The 15916-nt window shown below is 47.0% G+C and carries 16 protein-coding genes and 1 pseudogene; 11 read left to right on the plus strand and 6 right to left on the minus strand.

The window, feature by feature from the left end; translation table 11 throughout:
- The first annotated feature begins 2 nt into the window (after positions 1 to 2).
- Positions 3 to 338 (plus strand): hypothetical protein, encoded by a 336-nt coding sequence (locus tag FRZ59_RS03005; RefSeq protein ID WP_132127355.1) that lies wholly within the window; start codon positions 3 to 5, stop codon positions 336 to 338.
- Between the two features lie 101 nt (positions 339 to 439).
- Here FRZ59_RS03005 and FRZ59_RS03010 read toward each other — a convergent pair whose 3' ends face one another.
- Complete coding sequence (locus tag FRZ59_RS03010) at positions 440 to 1018, minus strand: 5-formyltetrahydrofolate cyclo-ligase (protein ID WP_132127354.1); 579 nt, start codon at positions 1016 to 1018, stop codon at positions 440 to 442.
- Between the two features lie 48 nt (positions 1019 to 1066).
- On the opposite strand from FRZ59_RS03010, the gene FRZ59_RS03015 reads away from it, so the two are divergent.
- Complete coding sequence (locus FRZ59_RS03015) at positions 1067 to 2113, plus strand: oxidoreductase (RefSeq protein WP_132127353.1); 1047 nt, start codon at positions 1067 to 1069, stop codon at positions 2111 to 2113.
- 35 nt (positions 2114 to 2148) lie between these two features.
- A complete protein-coding gene (locus FRZ59_RS03020; protein ID WP_132127352.1) occupies positions 2149 to 2778 on the plus strand; it encodes an HAD family hydrolase in 630 nt (209 codons plus the stop codon).
- A gap of 185 nt (positions 2779 to 2963) precedes the next feature.
- Here FRZ59_RS03020 and FRZ59_RS03025 read toward each other — a convergent pair whose 3' ends face one another.
- Entirely contained in the window at positions 2964 to 3782 is an 819-nt protein-coding gene (locus tag FRZ59_RS03025; protein WP_158640507.1) for a DUF4382 domain-containing protein, read from the minus strand.
- 285 nt (positions 3783 to 4067) lie between these two features.
- Here FRZ59_RS03025 and FRZ59_RS03030 point away from each other — a divergent pair, with 285 nt between their 5' ends.
- Positions 4068 to 4937, plus strand: coding sequence for a hypothetical protein (locus FRZ59_RS03030; protein ID WP_132127350.1), 870 nt, complete (start codon positions 4068 to 4070; stop codon positions 4935 to 4937).
- Between the two features lie 473 nt (positions 4938 to 5410).
- On the opposite strand, the gene efp is transcribed toward FRZ59_RS03030, so the two are convergent.
- The gene (gene efp, locus FRZ59_RS03035; protein ID WP_132127349.1) at positions 5411 to 5977 is read right to left on the minus strand and encodes an elongation factor P; all 567 of its coding nucleotides are present in this window, start codon (positions 5975 to 5977) and stop codon (positions 5411 to 5413) included.
- 86 nt (positions 5978 to 6063) lie between these two features.
- Positions 6064 to 6968, minus strand: a pseudogene (locus tag FRZ59_RS19865) (alpha/beta hydrolase fold domain-containing protein).
- 83 nt (positions 6969 to 7051) lie between these two features.
- On the opposite strand from FRZ59_RS19865, the gene FRZ59_RS03050 reads away from it, so the two are divergent.
- The 7 genes from FRZ59_RS03050 (at position 7052) to FRZ59_RS03080 (ending at position 14520) form a co-directional block, all read left to right on the plus strand.
- Positions 7052 to 8341, plus strand: coding sequence for a hypothetical protein (locus FRZ59_RS03050; protein WP_132127347.1), 1290 nt, complete (start codon positions 7052 to 7054; stop codon positions 8339 to 8341).
- Between the two features lie 6 nt (positions 8342 to 8347).
- Positions 8348 to 9061, plus strand: a complete 714-nt coding sequence (locus tag FRZ59_RS03055; protein ID WP_132127346.1) for a DUF6320 domain-containing protein — start codon at positions 8348 to 8350, stop codon at positions 9059 to 9061.
- A 6-nt stretch (positions 9062 to 9067) separates the two neighbouring features.
- Complete coding sequence (locus FRZ59_RS03060; RefSeq protein WP_132127345.1) at positions 9068 to 9628, plus strand: helix-turn-helix domain-containing protein; 561 nt, start codon at positions 9068 to 9070, stop codon at positions 9626 to 9628.
- A gap of 214 nt (positions 9629 to 9842) precedes the next feature.
- Entirely contained in the window at positions 9843 to 10814 is a 972-nt protein-coding gene (locus tag FRZ59_RS03065) for a fatty acid desaturase family protein (RefSeq protein ID WP_225975162.1), read from the plus strand.
- 16 nt (positions 10815 to 10830) lie between these two features.
- Positions 10831 to 11169, plus strand: coding sequence for a cupin domain-containing protein (locus tag FRZ59_RS03070; RefSeq protein ID WP_132127343.1), 339 nt, complete (start codon positions 10831 to 10833; stop codon positions 11167 to 11169).
- Between the two features lie 19 nt (positions 11170 to 11188).
- Positions 11189 to 12274: a glycoside hydrolase family 130 protein gene (locus FRZ59_RS03075; protein WP_132127342.1), complete on the plus strand. Its 1086-nt coding sequence runs from the start codon at positions 11189 to 11191 to the stop codon at positions 12272 to 12274.
- The gene (locus tag FRZ59_RS03080) at positions 12238 to 14520 is read left to right on the plus strand and encodes a glycosyltransferase (RefSeq protein WP_132127341.1); all 2283 of its coding nucleotides are present in this window, start codon (positions 12238 to 12240) and stop codon (positions 14518 to 14520) included. The genes FRZ59_RS03075 and FRZ59_RS03080 overlap by 37 nt, the downstream gene beginning before the upstream one ends.
- Before the next feature lie 185 nt (positions 14521 to 14705).
- On the opposite strand, the gene FRZ59_RS03085 is transcribed toward FRZ59_RS03080, so the two are convergent.
- Together FRZ59_RS03085 and FRZ59_RS03090 are read right to left on the minus strand one after the other, a co-directional pair.
- The gene (locus tag FRZ59_RS03085) at positions 14706 to 15086 is read right to left on the minus strand and encodes a lipocalin-like domain-containing protein (RefSeq protein ID WP_158640509.1); all 381 of its coding nucleotides are present in this window, start codon (positions 15084 to 15086) and stop codon (positions 14706 to 14708) included.
- 143 nt (positions 15087 to 15229) lie between these two features.
- Entirely contained in the window at positions 15230 to 15847 is a 618-nt protein-coding gene (locus tag FRZ59_RS03090) for an ABC transporter ATP-binding protein (RefSeq protein ID WP_132127339.1), read from the minus strand.
- Positions 15848 to 15916: the final 69 nt, after the last annotated feature.

The raw sequence follows: 15916 nt of genomic DNA on the forward strand, positions 1-15916 counted from the left end.
AAATGATCATCGTCAGTAAATGGTTCCTGTATATTTTCACGTTCGCCTTCGCGGACGCCATGGCCCTTTTCCCTTTCATCATTCTTCGGTCCCGGGCTCTTAACGGCAACAGGGAGCTGATCATGCATGAAAGAATACACCTTCGCCAGCAGGCGGAAATGCTTGTCATCTTTTTCTATCTATGGTACCTGACGGAATACCTTCTCAGAAGGCTTCGCGGGAACGGTCATATGACTGCTTACCTGGGCATTTCGTTCGAACGGGAAGCCCGGGCGCATGCCCGCAACCCGGCTTACCTGGCCTCGCGGAAATTCTGGGCTTTCCTTGCCTGGATCTGACACCGGTGCTGCGTTAAGCGGGAAGGCTTGGCGCTGCAAGTTCAGGCTTAACGCAACGCCAGTGTGGTGAATACTAAAATTCATTCACCACACTGGTTCGATTACGCGAATTCAATAATTCCTGAAGGAGTAATGCATTTTTTGAGGGGAACGTCCTGCAGGCCGGTATCTGCGATCTCTTCCAGCGGATCGAAAAAAGATACGCCGATAGTTTGCACGTCCGGACGGCATTCGATCAGGAAGCGATCGTAAAAGCCGCGTCCATAACCCACCCGGTGGCCGCGTTTATCCACGGCTAAGAGGGGTACGATAGCCATGTCAATGGATTTAATGGCTACTTCCTCACCCGAAACAGGTTCAGGAATGCCAAAGCGGCCTACCCGCAATTCTATTTCTCCCAGCGCGTAATGGGACATGATATTTGTATTGAAATCAGACTTCGGTACTACTATCCTGATCTCCGGCAGGTTTTCCTTTAGCCAGTCAATCAGCAGCATGGTATCCACCTCGTTTTTTTCCCTGATTGGTAAATAACTATGAAGGTACCGCACTTCCCTGAAATCGATCCTGCAGAAATGCTTTAAAATTGCCTCGTTCCTTTTGCTGAGTTCATTCGCGGGCAAGTTCAACCTTTTTTCCAGGTATTCCTTTCTTAGAATGTGCTTTTCAAGTGCTGCCATTGCACTAAAATATTAATTTTTTCCTTATTAAACTGTAACTTCGCGCGTATGAGTACTCCTATTAACGTTGGCCTTACTTCCTTTGGCATGTCAGGAAAAGTTTTTCACGGGCCTCTATTAAAAACCAACCCGGATTTCAAAGTAGTATCGGTGATGCAGCGTACTCCGCGGGGAGCTGAAGAATATTTTCCCGGGTGCCGCATTGTAAAAAAATTTTCCGGCCTTACTTCTGATCCGGAGGTGGAACTGATCATCGTGAATACACCTGACCAGACCCATTATGAATACGCAAAGGAAGCGCTGCTGGCCGGGAAACACGTGGTGGTTGAAAAGCCGTTTACCATGACCGTAGCCGAAGGCGAGGAACTGGTACGTCTGGCTGAGGAAAAAGGATTGGTACTCAGCGTATTTCATAACAGGCGCTGGGATGGCGGCGCGCTTACGGTGAAAGAGATACTGAAAAAAGGCTACCTGGGGCGAATCGTAGAATTTGAATCGCATTATGACCGGTACCGGAATTTCATACAGGAAGGTACCTGGAAGGAGGATAAAAGCGCCGGCACCGGTACGCTGTACAACCTGGGGTCTCATCAGATAGACGAAGCGCTTTTTCTTTTTGGAATGCCGCAGGGCGTTTGGGCGGATCTCCGGATCATGCGTACAGGAGGAAAAATAGTGGACTATTTCAACATCCTGCTCCGGTACGAAGACAAGTCCGTGATCCTGCGCTGCAGCTACCTGGTAAAAGAAGAAGGGCCCCGTATCGTCCTGCACGGAACCGACGGCAGTTACGTAAAGTATGGAATTGATCCACAGGAAGAACGCCTTAAAGCCGGGCACCTGCCGGACGAAGCCAACTGGGGCTATGAAGACGATATTTACTGGGGAACGCTTAACCGGCAAAAGAATGGGCGCAATACCAGGAGAGCCTATAAAACTGTCAACGGCAATTACCCGGCCTTCTATGAAAATATTCATAAAGCGATCCGAAGGAAAAAAGAGCTGGCCGTAAAACCGCAGGAAGCTTTAAATGTTATCAAGGTAATTGAAGCGGCTATTAAAAGCAGCGCAGAGCGAAGGGAAATCCCCTTCTAGCGGCCGGGCCGATAAGCTGTACTAAATCATTTCGAATGTATAAAGCTGTAGTTTTTGACGTGGACGGCACCATGGTAGATACCGAAGACGCCGTGGTAGAAGCAAAATTAAAGATCCTGGCCGAAAAGGGCCGTACAATGGATCGTACGGAATTGCTTAACAAGATCTGGGGCAAGCCCAGGTATAAGTCCTTCGAACTCCTGGGGATAGATGACACGCCGGAAAATCACGATAAAATGACAAGGTACATGCTGGAGTTTTCGTACCTGATCAAATTTTATGACGGCATAAAGGAAATTCTTCAACAGCTGCATGATGCCGGAATAAGACTGGGAATTGTGACATCCCGCATCCGCGAAGAACTCAGTTACGATATAACGCCCTCAGGACTGATCACCCTCTTCGAGGCCAGTATTTGTTATGAAGATTCTGATGAACATAAACCTCATCCTGAACCGTTACAGGTGTTTTTGAAAAAGAGCGGACTAAAAGCAGAGGAAGTACTTTTTATAGGAGACACCGTGTATGACATGCAGTGCGCCGACGCTGCGGGCGTGCATTTCGGACTTGCCCTCTGGGGCACCACTGAACCGGATACGCTGACCGGCGAATACCGCCTGAAGCATCCTTCTGAAATACTCAGCGTCCTGCAAGTTCCCTGTTAAGGCTTTTTCTTGTTATTTCCTGTGGGAGTACTGGCTGTTCCCTTATCCCGCGCCCTTTCGCTGTGGACTCGCGCCAGTTCCCTTATGAGCCCGGCGCCCGTTCCGTTATGAGTCCAGGGCCGTTCCGCTGTAGGCCCGGCGCCAGTTCCGTTATGGGCCCGGCGCAGGTTCCCCTGTGGCATTCATCAGGGCTCCGTCGAAGAGAGGCTGATGTTCACCTGGCTTACTTCGCCATCGTTTATTGCAATACCGGCCGTATCCACCGGGATCAGCCCGCTGGCGGAATCAGGCATAAAACGCATCGTGTAATTTCCCGGCGGAAGCGCTTTCAGCATATAATTGCCCAATGTGTCAGCGTACGTCCCCAAGGTATCCTTGCCCTTAATAGCGAGTACGGCAGTGTTTACGTTTCCCGGAGAAATCACCCCCCGCACGGTCCCGCCCGCCGGATCGGCTTCCAGCACCCGGATAACAGGCTTCAACACATATTTCCCGCTGTCGCCTGCCGGTATCACCGACCTGGCTGCATCAAAGTCAAGGAGTATCTCATAAACTTCGTCTTCACGAAGCTCCCCGTTCATATTCAATTTAAGCCCCGCCTGCAGGTCCGACGAAGTAATAAGTTCATACTCCCGACCGCCGGCTTTCACCCGGTTCTCATCTCCCAGCACGAGCCTCAGATGACCCAGATGCCCGGGCGGCACATTGCCGTCCACCAGCAGGGTATCACGGCCGTTCACCAGGTCCAGCAGGTTGTAAGTCCCCCTTCGCACTCCTTCAATACTTTCCCAGCCTTCCTCTCCCACGGAATCTTCCACTGAACGGTGAATCAGTATGTCCTCTATTTCAATAAAAACTGCCTCAAAATTTCCCGGCGCATCGGTCAGGCGGATCTGCAATTGGGCGTTCCCGTTTACCCGGTCCTCATCCAGCTTCGTACAGCTCCCCAGCATAAGGGCTAATCCGAAGGCCAGGAACGCCTTTCCGGTCAAATTTCTTGTCAAACCAATCATAATCAATTATTCCTTTCCAGCGCCGCATCCACCATACTGTGCAGGCGCCCCCGGGATGATTTTATCAAGTTTTGGGCCATACCGCCGCAGGCGTCCATAATTTATCAAGGCGGATTACGAACTTTGGCAAACGCGCGGATTTAAAGCCGGCCCGACTGCCGGGAAGCTTTCGGAAGGCTGGCGTAATTTTTGGCAGGGAAATTACCAAAAGATCACTGTTCTTTTGAACAGATGGCTTATTATTGCAGTATAATCCTTATTTTAAATTGAAAGAGCATGAAAAAACTATTGTTTCTGGCCTTTATGTGCCTCATATGCGGGAAAACTTTTTCACAGGGTATCACCATTCCCGGTCTCTCACATCCTGAAAGCGTCACATATGACGGCAAATTTTACTATGTATCCAATATCGGGACCGAACCCAACCCCACAGCGCAGGACGGCGACGGCTTCATCACCAAGATTTCGGAAGACGGCCTTATCCAGGACAGGCTGTACATTCCAAGGAGAGGAAAACTGGACGCTCCAAAAGGGATGTGCGTCATTGGAAAAATATTGTTTGTGACCGATATCAACAAAATATACGGCTTCTCGCTTAACAACAAGCGCAAAAAAGTTTTCGAGATGGAGATCCCCGAAAGCAATTTTCTGAATGACCTGGAGCCATTGAACCAGCACGAAATACTTGTTTCAGCCCCCGACGTAGACGCCATTTTCAAGATAGATGTACTTCAGAAAACCTATCAGCGGCTGGATATTGAAGGAACGGTAAACGGTCCGAACGGAATGGCTTTTGACGAAGCGAACAATACGCTTTATGTAGTCGGGATAGGCACTAATAATGAGCCGAACGGACAACTCGGCCGGGTAAAGCTGGACTCTTCCAGTGTACAATACGAAATTCTCAGCGACTACAAAGGCCACCTCGACGGCATATTCATTTACCAGAATACCCTGGTATTCACCGACTGGGTAAAATTCGGCGAAAATGTCGGCGCCCTAAAACGGCTGAACCTGGATACTAAAGAAGTAACGGAAATCGTAGGTAAATTAAAAGGCCCCGCGGATATCTACTACAATTACGAGAAAGGCCAGCTTTGGATGCCTATGATGATGGGGAATCACGTTTTTAGAATGGACTATTAAGCTATTAAAGCGGCGAGCCGCTTTAATAGCTTAAGGTTTAAGGTTCAAAGTTCAAAGTTCAAAGTTTCAAGTTTCAAGTTTTTAGTTTCTAGTTCAGGGTTTCTAGCTTGAAGTTTTTAGTTTAAGGTTTAAAGTTCTTAGTTTAAAGTTCCCGATTTCTGGTTTGAAGTTCTTCGTTCAGGGTTCAAAGCCGAAGCAGGCTATTTGAACCCTGAACTTTTAAACCACTACATTGACCCCACAGGGAACTTGAAACCGTCGCGCAACACCCCTTGAAACTTGAACTTTGAACTTTTGCGAAGCAACCCGTGCGAAGCACTCTTGAAACTTTGAACCTTAAACCTGAAACTGTTGCGAAGCAACCGCACGAAGCACGTTTGAAACTAAAAACTTTAAACTTTGAACTGTTGCGAAGCAACAAACTTTGAACTGTTTCTCTTCAAACGGTTGTTCGCAACCGTTTGAAGAGAAACTTAGTCCTTTACCCGTTCCAGGTATTCGCCTGTTCGGGTATCCACTTTGACTTTGTCGCCCTGGTTAATGAACAGGGGAACTTTTATTTCCCTGCCGGTTTGAAGAGTGGCATATTTCATAGCGCCTGAAGAAGTATCGCCTTTTACGGCAGGCTCCGTATAGGTGATTTCCAGCTCCACATGAGAAGGCGCTTCAGCCGATATCGGTTCATCATTCTCATCGAACGCAACCATCACCTGCATTCCTTCACTCAGAAATTCTGCTGCATCGCCAAAAAGATGCTTCGGTATCGGCACCTGCTCAAAGGAATCGTTATCCATGATTACGAAATTTTCGCCGTCATCATACAGGTACTGATAATTTTTTGTTTCCACCCTGGCAATTTCCACTTCCTCGTCAGGCCGGAAACGGTATTCAGCCATTTTTCCTGTACGTACATTCCGCATTTTAGCCTGGTAAAATGCCCGCAGGTTTCCCGGTGTCCTGTGCAAGTATTCCGTTACCTGCACCAACTCTCCGTTGAACCGCAGCATATTCCCGCTTTTAACATCTGATGCTTTTGCCATTACTACTGATTTTAAAGGGAAGCAAAGATAAAAAAATGAAATCAATTGTCCGGACGCGGATAATCATGTCCGGCAGCCAGACGCAGTCATGCCGGATCTTCCCCTGCTTTCAGTAATATTATATCAGCAATTTGTTGCTTTGCTTTCTTTGCTTCGGGAAAATTTAAAAACATCCAGGCATGGAACATACCCTCATATTCATAGTAGCTAATATCAATTCCCTTTGATCCGGCCATTAATTTTAACTTTTTTGCGTCGGCCAGGAGAATATCATTAGTCCCGATAAAAATGGAAATTTTACCCAGCCCTTCAAGGGAACCGTTTATCGGGCTTAGCTGATAATGTGCCGGATCGGCGCCTGCTGCATATAGCGCTCCCGCCTTGCGAAGGCCTTCTATTCCCAAGAAAGGAGGCATCCCTCCCAGATCGTTGATACGAGGATTGCTTAGTGTAATATCCAGCCAGGGAGAAAGCAAGATGATTTGCGCCGGCTGTGCTATGTGTTCCTTCTTCATCGTCTGCGCCAGGGCAAGTGCAAATCCACCGCCTGATGAGTCCCCATAAGGATCAGCTTTCGGGGATATGCTACGGCGGTCAAGCGCCGGTATAGAATTTCCGCCGCAGCGAAGGATTCCTTAAATGTATGATCCGGAGCAAGCGGATAATCCAGCGCAGTAATCGTACAGCCCGTCCTTCGAATCATTTCCGCCAAAAAATCCCAATGGAACAGTACAAAGTTTTGCACGTACGCTCCGCCGTGCAAATAAAGAATATGGGTGCCGCTTTCTTTCTTATTCCGCGGACTTAAGGTAAAAACAGACCGGCCATTCACCTGCGACGTACAAACCCGGCAGCTTTTGAAAATTCTGGATGGAGGCTGCGGACTATGGAAAAAGGCGGTGTTTCCAGCCGCAAGTCTTTCCCTGAGAAATCTTTTTTTATTGATCGTTCTCAGGAAAAAGTTCAATAATTTGCTTTGTGTGCTTGCCACTACCCTAATCTATACGTAATGAACCAATAATAGTATAGAATTGTTAGTATGATAATGTGAAACAGAAAGTTAAAGAACATGCAATGACCTTGGACACTGAACACAACGGTGATTTTTGGCTTCGGCTTGATAATGCCGCAAAAATTTATCCGGCCGTGAAAGACCGGGAGCTTACTTCCGTCTTCCGTATTGCGGCGCAATTAAAAGACAGGGTAAAGGCAAAGGAACTCCTTGAAGCAGCTCATGCCCTTGAAAGGCGTTTCCCTTATTTCAATGTTAAACTGAAAGCCGGGGTGTTCTGGTATTACCTGGAGCCGGCCGGCCTCCCGCTAATTCCGCGGCCGGATATAAAAACCCCCTGCAGGGCCTTTGACAGGCAGGAGCTAATGTTCCGCATACTCGCCAGGGAAAAGACCATAAGCGTAGAGTTCTCACATATACTAACGGACGGTACCGGGGCGTTTGAATTTTTAAAAACCTTATTGTTCGTTTATTTTGAAAAATGCGGTCATCGGCTCCCACCGGGCCTTGCGTACCATCGTCCGGAAGATCCTCCTTCAGAGGAAGAGTATGAAGACGCTTACAAAAAGCATTTTAAAAGAATCGATTCCCGTCCCCCGAAAAGATCAAAAGCGTTTCACCTCCCGTTCAGTTTAAAAAGGGCACCGCGTTTTGACCTGTTAACGGCTGTAATACCCGTTAAATGTATTATTGAAAAAGCAAAAGCGCACTCAGTAAGCCTGACGGAGTACCTGACTGCTGTTTATCTATATTCGCTTCAGCAAATTTACCGGCAGCAATCATTCCTCAAAAAACGGGCAACTAATAAAATCTTGCGCATTGAAGTACCCATTAACCTGCGAAAACTCTTCCCTTCCCGCACCATGAGGAATTTTTCCTTGTATGTGATTCCCGGAATGGATTTGCGGCTGGGGCATTATACATTTGAAGAGATCCTAAAAACAGTTTACCACCAGATGCAGCTAGAAACGGACAAAAAGCTTATCAGTAAAATGATCTCACGAAATGTAAGCGGCGAGAAAAGCCCGTTTGTCAGGGGCCTTCCGCTTTTTATAAAATCAGTAGTGCTGGCCAGGCTATACACATTGGGAACCAAACAATACAGCGGCGTGGTAACCAATCTCGGCAAGATAGATCTGAGCGAAAAAATAAACAAGCTGATCGATAAATTCGTCTTCATTCCGCCCCCGCCAAACGATATATTAAAAGTAAACTGCGCCGTGGCCGGATTTGATAATCAATTGGTATTGACATTCGGAAATATCACCAAATCAAGGGAACTGGAACGAAAATTTCTGACATTTCTAACAAAGGAAGGAGTTCCCGTCAGGCTTCTCCAACCCTATAAGTAAAAGACAATGGCCATCTGTAAGAATTGCGGCGTTGAACTGGAAGAAGTCATGTTAAGTTGCCCGCTATGCGGGGAACCTGTTGCCGGGAGCGGAGAGAGCGGTACCAGCCGCCAGACGACTCCGGCCGGGGAACCGGCATTTCAACCCCGTGCTGAAATGAGCCAGCCGCAGAAAAAGTTTACGTGGGAGATCATTTCCATTATTCTGCTTTCGGGTCTCATTGCCACCTTTATCGTTGATTTTGTTATCAATCAAACGATAACATGGTCTGAATACCCCGTGGCGATTAGCCTTACCATTTTTGCCTATATTTCCCTGTTTGCTTTCTGGCAACAGCCCACCCTTCTTCAAATAGCTGGCAGCCTGGCATTATCTATCGTCTTTCTGTTGTTGCTTGATTTGCTTACCAACGGCATCAGCTGGTCTGTCGGATTAGGGATACCGCTGCTGCTGGCAGCCAACCTTGTTGCGGCCGGACTGATCGGTGTTATTTACAGATCCAAATACAAAGGAATAAACCTGCTCGCCTGGGGTTTCCTCGGGGCCGCTTTTCTATGCCTTTGCATTGAAGGTATCCTGGTTCGTTTTATGACAGGCACATTTCGCTTCGGCTGGAGCCTTATCGTTTGCGGCTCTGTCATTCCCGTGGCGCTTGTTCTATTTTTTGTACATTTAAGGCTAAAGAAAGGGCGCAGCCTTGAAAAAACCTTCCATATGTAAAGCCCGATGAAGCTCTATATTAAATACATGGTAAGCCTCCGCTGCAAAATGGTAGTAAAAGAGGAATTGAAGAAAGTGGGGGTAAATTATGCGACCGTTGACCTTGGCGTAGCAGAATTGCCCGGCAAGATTACGGCCGAGCAGCGCAGCCAGCTAAAAACAGCCTTATTGAAATCCGGGCTGGAGCTAATGGATGACAAAAAGAGCATTCTTATTGAAAAAATCAAGAACGTGGTGATAGAATTCGTTCATTACTCTGACGAACTTCCAAATGTGAACTTCTCCGATTACCTAAGTGAGAAGCTGAATTACGATTATACCTACCTGGCCAATATATTTTCCGAAGTAAAGGGCATTAACATCCAGCAATTCATCATTACCCATAAAATTGAACGGGTAAAAGAATTGCTTGTTTATGATGAACTGTCACTTACAGAGATCGCCCACAAGCTTAACTACAGCAGCGTTGCACATCTGTCTAACCAATTCAAGAAGGTTACCGGGCTGACTCCTTCTCACTTTAAAAAGCTTCGGGAAAAGAGACGGAACCGGCTCGAAAACATGTGAAATATGTAAAACAATCCTTCTTTTATGTAACTCTTGCGACGATCAAACCGCGTATATTTGAAAAGTTATAGAGTTGAATAAGTAAGAGTGAACAAGAATGAGCCAGAAACTAAAATTTCTAAATGGAGATAACTCATCGTTTTTTTCTGTATTAAGAAAGCGCGTAGATGAATATTTCATAAACAAGCAGTTATCAAAACATGCCAATGCGTCCATGGTGTTTAAAACGGTGTTCTTCATTGCTCTCACCGTTGTTTTGTATGCACTGATCTTAACCGGGCTGTTCCCACTCTTTGTTCAATTAATGCTGGCCATAGCGTTGGGCGTCACAATGGCATTTGTAGGATTTAATATTTGTCATGACGCGCTGCACGGCGCTTATTCTTCGAATAAAAAAGTAAATAAAGGATTGGGGCTGCTATTCAATATCATTGGCGCCAACGGTTATTTATGGGGTATTACGCATAATATCGTGCATCACACCTATACGAATATCCCGGGACACGATGAGGACATAGAAATTGCACCGGGACTGATACGGGTGTCGCCTGAAGACAAAGCGAATAAGATCCAGCGATACCAGCATATTTATGCCTTCTTCTTATATGGGTTTACTTCTTTGTCCTGGTTTTTCCGTAAAGATTACGTAAAGTTCTTTAAGAAACGAATAGGGAACAAGGAGACCAAGCATCCGCGGATCGAATATTTCAATTTGTTTTTTTACAAAATTATTTACTATTCGCTGTTCATCGTAATCCCCCTGCTCGTGCTGGACATTACCTGGTGGCAGTTCCTGATTGGTTACCTTGCGATGAATTTCGCCGAAGGCTATGTGCTTGGACTTGTATTTCAGCTGGCGCACGTGGTGGAAGACACAAACTTTCCCCATCCGGACAGCGAAGGGAATATCCAGGAAGCCTGGGCTGTTCACCAGATGATGACCACCGCCAACTTTGCGGGCCGAAGCAACCTTGCCCATTTTTTGTGCGGCGGGCTCAATTTGCAGATCGAACATCACCTCTTTCCGAAAATATGCCATATTCATTATAAAGGCCTGTCCGGCATTGTAAAGGAAACCGCGCTGGAATTCGGCCTCCCTTATCATGAAAACCGTAACTTCTTTTCCGCATTACGCTCTCATTATTTCCTTTTAAAACGAATGGGCAAAATGGAAGAACGCGTTTAAAATCAGTTCCCCGCTAATGGAAGAGAATGAAACAGAAAAAGCAAAGGCGTTTATTATGGTTGAGATCATTGAATACATGCCTCATGCAGTCATCAGCAAAACCCTCTTCAAAAAACCAACCGGTTCGATCAGCATAACGGCCATTGATTCCGGGGAGAGCCTGGTTCAAAAGACCTCTCCCTTCGACATATTTATACAAATTATTGAAGGAAAAGCTGAAATTTTAATAGATAATCAATCTCACTTGCTCGAAACAGGCCAGAGCATCATCCTTCCCGCACACATCCCAAACGCAGTAAAGGCCAACGTGCGCTTCAAAATGATTTCCACGATTATCAAAAGCGGGTACGAGTAAGTGTCCCGCACAATAAAACATGACAAAAAACAACTCGCCGGAAATTAAAAAATCGGGCATTCTACTGGAAAAAACTCAGCTTGGCTTTGAGAACGAAGGCGTTTTTAATCCCGGCTCTTATCAGGACGGGGAAACAATCCACCTGCTCTATCGGGCGGTCAGCGAAGGTAATTACTCCACGGTCGGATATTGCCGGCTTTCCGACCCTTTAACAATAGCTGAGCGCGCTGAAACGCCGGTTTACCGACCCAGCCACCCCTCGGAAGCACACGGTGTGGAGGATCCAAGGGTTGTTAAAATAGACGGGATTTATTACATGGCCTATGTGGCTTATGATGGGATAAATGCGGCCGGCTCCCTGGCTGTCTCTACTGATTTGAAGCATTTCAGCCGGGCAGGCTTTCTTACGCCCCGCATCACCATGCATGATTTCAGGGAGCTGGCGGAAAAATACGGGGCTATCCCGAAAGGTTATTATTACAATGTAATGATACCCGCCGATCCGGAGCAACGCAAAAGCCGCCTGCTGTGGGATAAAGACGTGATTTTCTTCCCAAGGAAAATAAACGGCAGGCTCGCCTTTTTGCATCGTGTGTTTCCCGGTATTCAGGTGGTTTATTGCGATACGCCTGAAGACCTTACCGATGCTTTCTGGGAAGATTACTTTGGAAATTTCCGCAGCCATATAGTACTGGAATCAAAACATTCCTTTGAGCGGCAATACATAGGTGGAGGTTGCGTCCCGGTAGAAACACCGGAAGGCTGGCTGCTTATTTATCATGGAGTGGAACAATCCCGGGCGGGGAAGGTTTATCATGCAGCAGCGGCCTTGTTGGATATTAACGACCCAACCCGTGAAATAGCAAGATTATCCGTTCCGTTGTTCTCACCCGAAAAAGAGTGGGAAGTGACCGGCTGCGTGAATAACGTGGTATTTCCCACCGGTACCGCCCAAATTGGAGACCAGCTATATATCTATTATGGCGCGGGAGATTCAAAAATAGGCGTGGCATCACTAAGTCTTAGCGGACTGATGAAGGCCTTGTTAAAAAATAAATCCATAAAATCATGTCAAGTCAGTCAGGATCAACAATCAATATTTTAAGTGTCACTACTTATCCGCCATACGAATGCGGTATTGCCACCTTTAGCCAGGATCTGATCAATGTAATTGGAAGAAGCTTCGGAGACAGCATCGACATTAAGGTATGCGCTATTTCCGGAAAGAATTCGGGGGAGACCTACAGCGAACCGGTCAGCTATACCCTGAATGCAGGGAACCGGGATGCATATCTGGAGCTGGCCGCTAATATCAATGAAGACAGCGATGTTGATATGGTCTACCTTCAGCACGAGTTCGGTCTATTTGGCGGGAACTATGGCGATTACCTGCTGGGGCTGCTGCTCAATCTGCATAAGCCCTTTGCCATTTGCTTTCATACTGTATTGCCACATCCTGAACAAGAAATGCTGAAACTGGTCCAGGTGATCAGCAAACTGGCAGTAAAGGTAGTGGTAATGACGCAGGCGTCCCTGGAAATACTTCACCGGGAGTACGACATTCCCGTCAGCAAATTGGTACGCATACCGCACGGAACTCATTTGACCGAATGGGGGGACAGTCATAAAATAAAGCAAAAGCACGGTCTTGATAATCGCCTGATCCTTTCCACGTTTGGCCTGCTCAGTTCAAACAAGTCTATTGAAACAGCTATTGAGGCGATGGATAGCATCAGGATGTATTTCCCGAATGCATTATACCTTGTATTGGGAAAGACGCACCCTCAGATACTCGCTAATGAAGGCGAACAGTATCGTCGCCAGCTCGAAGAAAAAGTAGCCGAACTGCACCTGGAGGACCATGTTCATTTTGTTAACAAGTATTTATCCCTTAAAGAGTTACTGGAATACCTGTCCATGACGGATGTCTATCTTTTTACCTCAAAAGATCCCAACCAGGCGGTCAGCGGCACGTTTGTTTACGCAATGGGTTCCGGCTGTCCGATCGTTTCCACTCCGTTTTTGCAGGCAAGAGAAACCTTAAATGAAAACACGGGAATCCTGGTTGATTTTAATGACGCTGCTCAACTCGCTGCGGCTGCAATCCGCCTGTTAAGTGACGAGCCGCGCAGGCATAATATGAGCATGAACACCTACCATGCTACCCGCGACAGCATCTGGGAGAATGTCGCGATCTCCTATGCACATCTTTTTACTGAATTGGCTGGCCATAGTACTCCGCCCCGACCCTCCCTGCCCCCGGTTTTAACCAATCATTTCCGGAGGCTGACGGATGACACAGGCATGGTACAATTTGCCAAAATATGCACGCCTGATCTTGATTCGGGCTACACACTCGATGACAACGCCCGCGCCATGATAGCCATGTGTATGCACTACCGGTTAAAGCCTGTTATAAAAACGCTGGCCGCTATCAGGAAATACCTGGATTTCATACTTTTTTGCCAGCAGCCGGGCGGTAAGTTCCTGAACTATGTGGATAAGGAAAAACAGTTCACTGCGCAAAATAAAACCGTAAATTTAGACGACGCCAACACCCGGGCCGTCTGGAGCCTGGGTATATTACTGTCGTGTCAGCATTTGCTGCCTTACTCGGTGGTAGGCCCGGCGGAAAAGGCGCTGCTAAGCACGTTGGAATGGATAGGGAAACTCGAATCTCCCCGTGCAATTGCTTTTTCCATCAAAGGGCTTAGTTTTTATTTAAGCTCATTTAAAAATCCGGCGGCGGTAGAACTGGTCATAAAACTAGGCAACCGTTTGCAGGATAAATATAACGAAACGAAAGCCAAAGACTGGAATTGGTATGAAAAATACCTGACTTATGCCAATGCCGTATTACCGGAAGCTATGTTGTATGCATACCTCCATTCCGGGAAAAAGGAACATCATGATACGGCCACAGAAAGTCTGCAATTTTTATGTGATCGTGTTTTTACGGAAAACTACATGAAAGTCATCTCCAATAAAGGTGAATACACGATCAATAAAGCAAGCGAATTCGGCGAACAGTCAATTGATGTATGTTACACCATCCTGGCCCTTGACCTGTTTTATAAAACAACGGGCGATAAACAGTACCTGGAGGATATGAAAATGGCATTCAGCTGGTACCTGGGAAATAACCACCTGCATCAGATCATGTACAATCCTGTATCGGGAGGCTGTTTCGACGGGCTGGAAGAAACCCACGTTAACCAGAATCAGGGCGCTGAATCTACCGTATGTTATCTGATTGCCCGGCTAACAATGGAAGAATCCGGCCAGGCTGCCCGTAAAAGCGAGCGATCCTCCCTGAAAGTAAAATATAACCGGCCTTCCGAAATTTTATAATCAATAAAACAATGAGTAAAAACGACAAACAAAAAAAACCCCGGACTGACGTGGGAAAAGCCACTAAAGCGGTCTCGGATTATCAGGCAGAAAAGGGAAGTAAGCCGGAAAGCATTATACCGGATAGTAAAAAGCGGAAAAAATAGCTGCCCCAACCGGCCGTTCCTGACGGACAGGGGCCGGTTTTATCTTCTGACACGCAGAAATTTATTCCCGCACCCTTCATAGCACACCGTATATTGAGGAGTCAGTATTAAAAACTCCCCGATAAGAAGGAAATTTTCAACGAAACCTCCCTGCGGCGATTGAATTCCGCCGGAAAGCCGCTCACAGCTATAAGTCAGTATCAATTGATCGCCAGTAATGGTATACGTGCCCGTTACACAATCGCTAAACTTGCTGGAAGCAAAGCTCCCGTCTTTTTTAAACGTATAAGTATACGCGTCATCTACTGCCATCCATTGGGCAAAACTTCCACCGTCACTCACTTTGGTTTCCACCAGTATCCAGGTTCCTAAAAGTGAGCCCTCTCCGGAACCAGCTGCGTCTTTTTCGCATCCTGTCACCGGTAAAAGCAGGCACAGGAAAAAAAACTTTTACAACGAAAGATCAAGGTCATGATTTATTTGTTTGCCCGTAATTTCTGGTAAATCAAATAATACACAACTAATATAAGCCAATATAAAAGTATAAATACAGTAGCCAGGAACTATTTGAAATCCAGGACGGAGATGCGTTCGGTGCAGAAATCGTATTCGTGGGGTTGGTTGGAACAGATAATGAGGGTACGGCCGGGCGAAAAGCGTTCGATCAGGGAGTGGTACCAGCTGATCCCCTGCTCGTCGAAATTGGCGGTGGGCTCGTCAAGCAGGAGTAGGGGGGTGTCGGAGCAAACAGCCAGGACCAGCTTCAGCCGCTGTTTCATGCCGGATGAAAAATAACGGATCTCCCGGCCGGCGAATTTTTCGAAGCCCAGGAGGCGGATCACCTGGCTGGCATCGGTGCCAGGAATATATGTTTTGAAGCGAAAGTGGAAATCGATGCATTCGGCTAGCGTGAATTCTTCCACCAGTTCCAGGTAGGGAGCGGCCAGGGAGAGCTGCTCATACACCTTCTCTACTTCTACTGCCGTATTCCCAAAGCGGTAAACAACATCGCCTTCGGAGGGGGTAAGGCTGCCCGAGATAACCTGGAGAAAAGTCGATTTCCCGGAACCGTTCGGGCCAAGAACGGCGTAGCGGCCGCCGGAGCTAATCCGGTAATTCATATTCCGGAATATCCAGTCGCGGTTGAAACGCCTGCCGAGCTTTTTTATCTCAATATCCATATTTGCCTTGCCAGCCTGCCGGAACGTTGCGGGGCACCGGAAATTGTTGTACTGTTAGCTCCGGAACTT

This window comes from Anseongella ginsenosidimutans, from assembly GCF_008033235.1.
GTDB classification, from domain to species: domain Bacteria; phylum Bacteroidota; class Bacteroidia; order Sphingobacteriales; family Sphingobacteriaceae; genus Anseongella; species Anseongella ginsenosidimutans.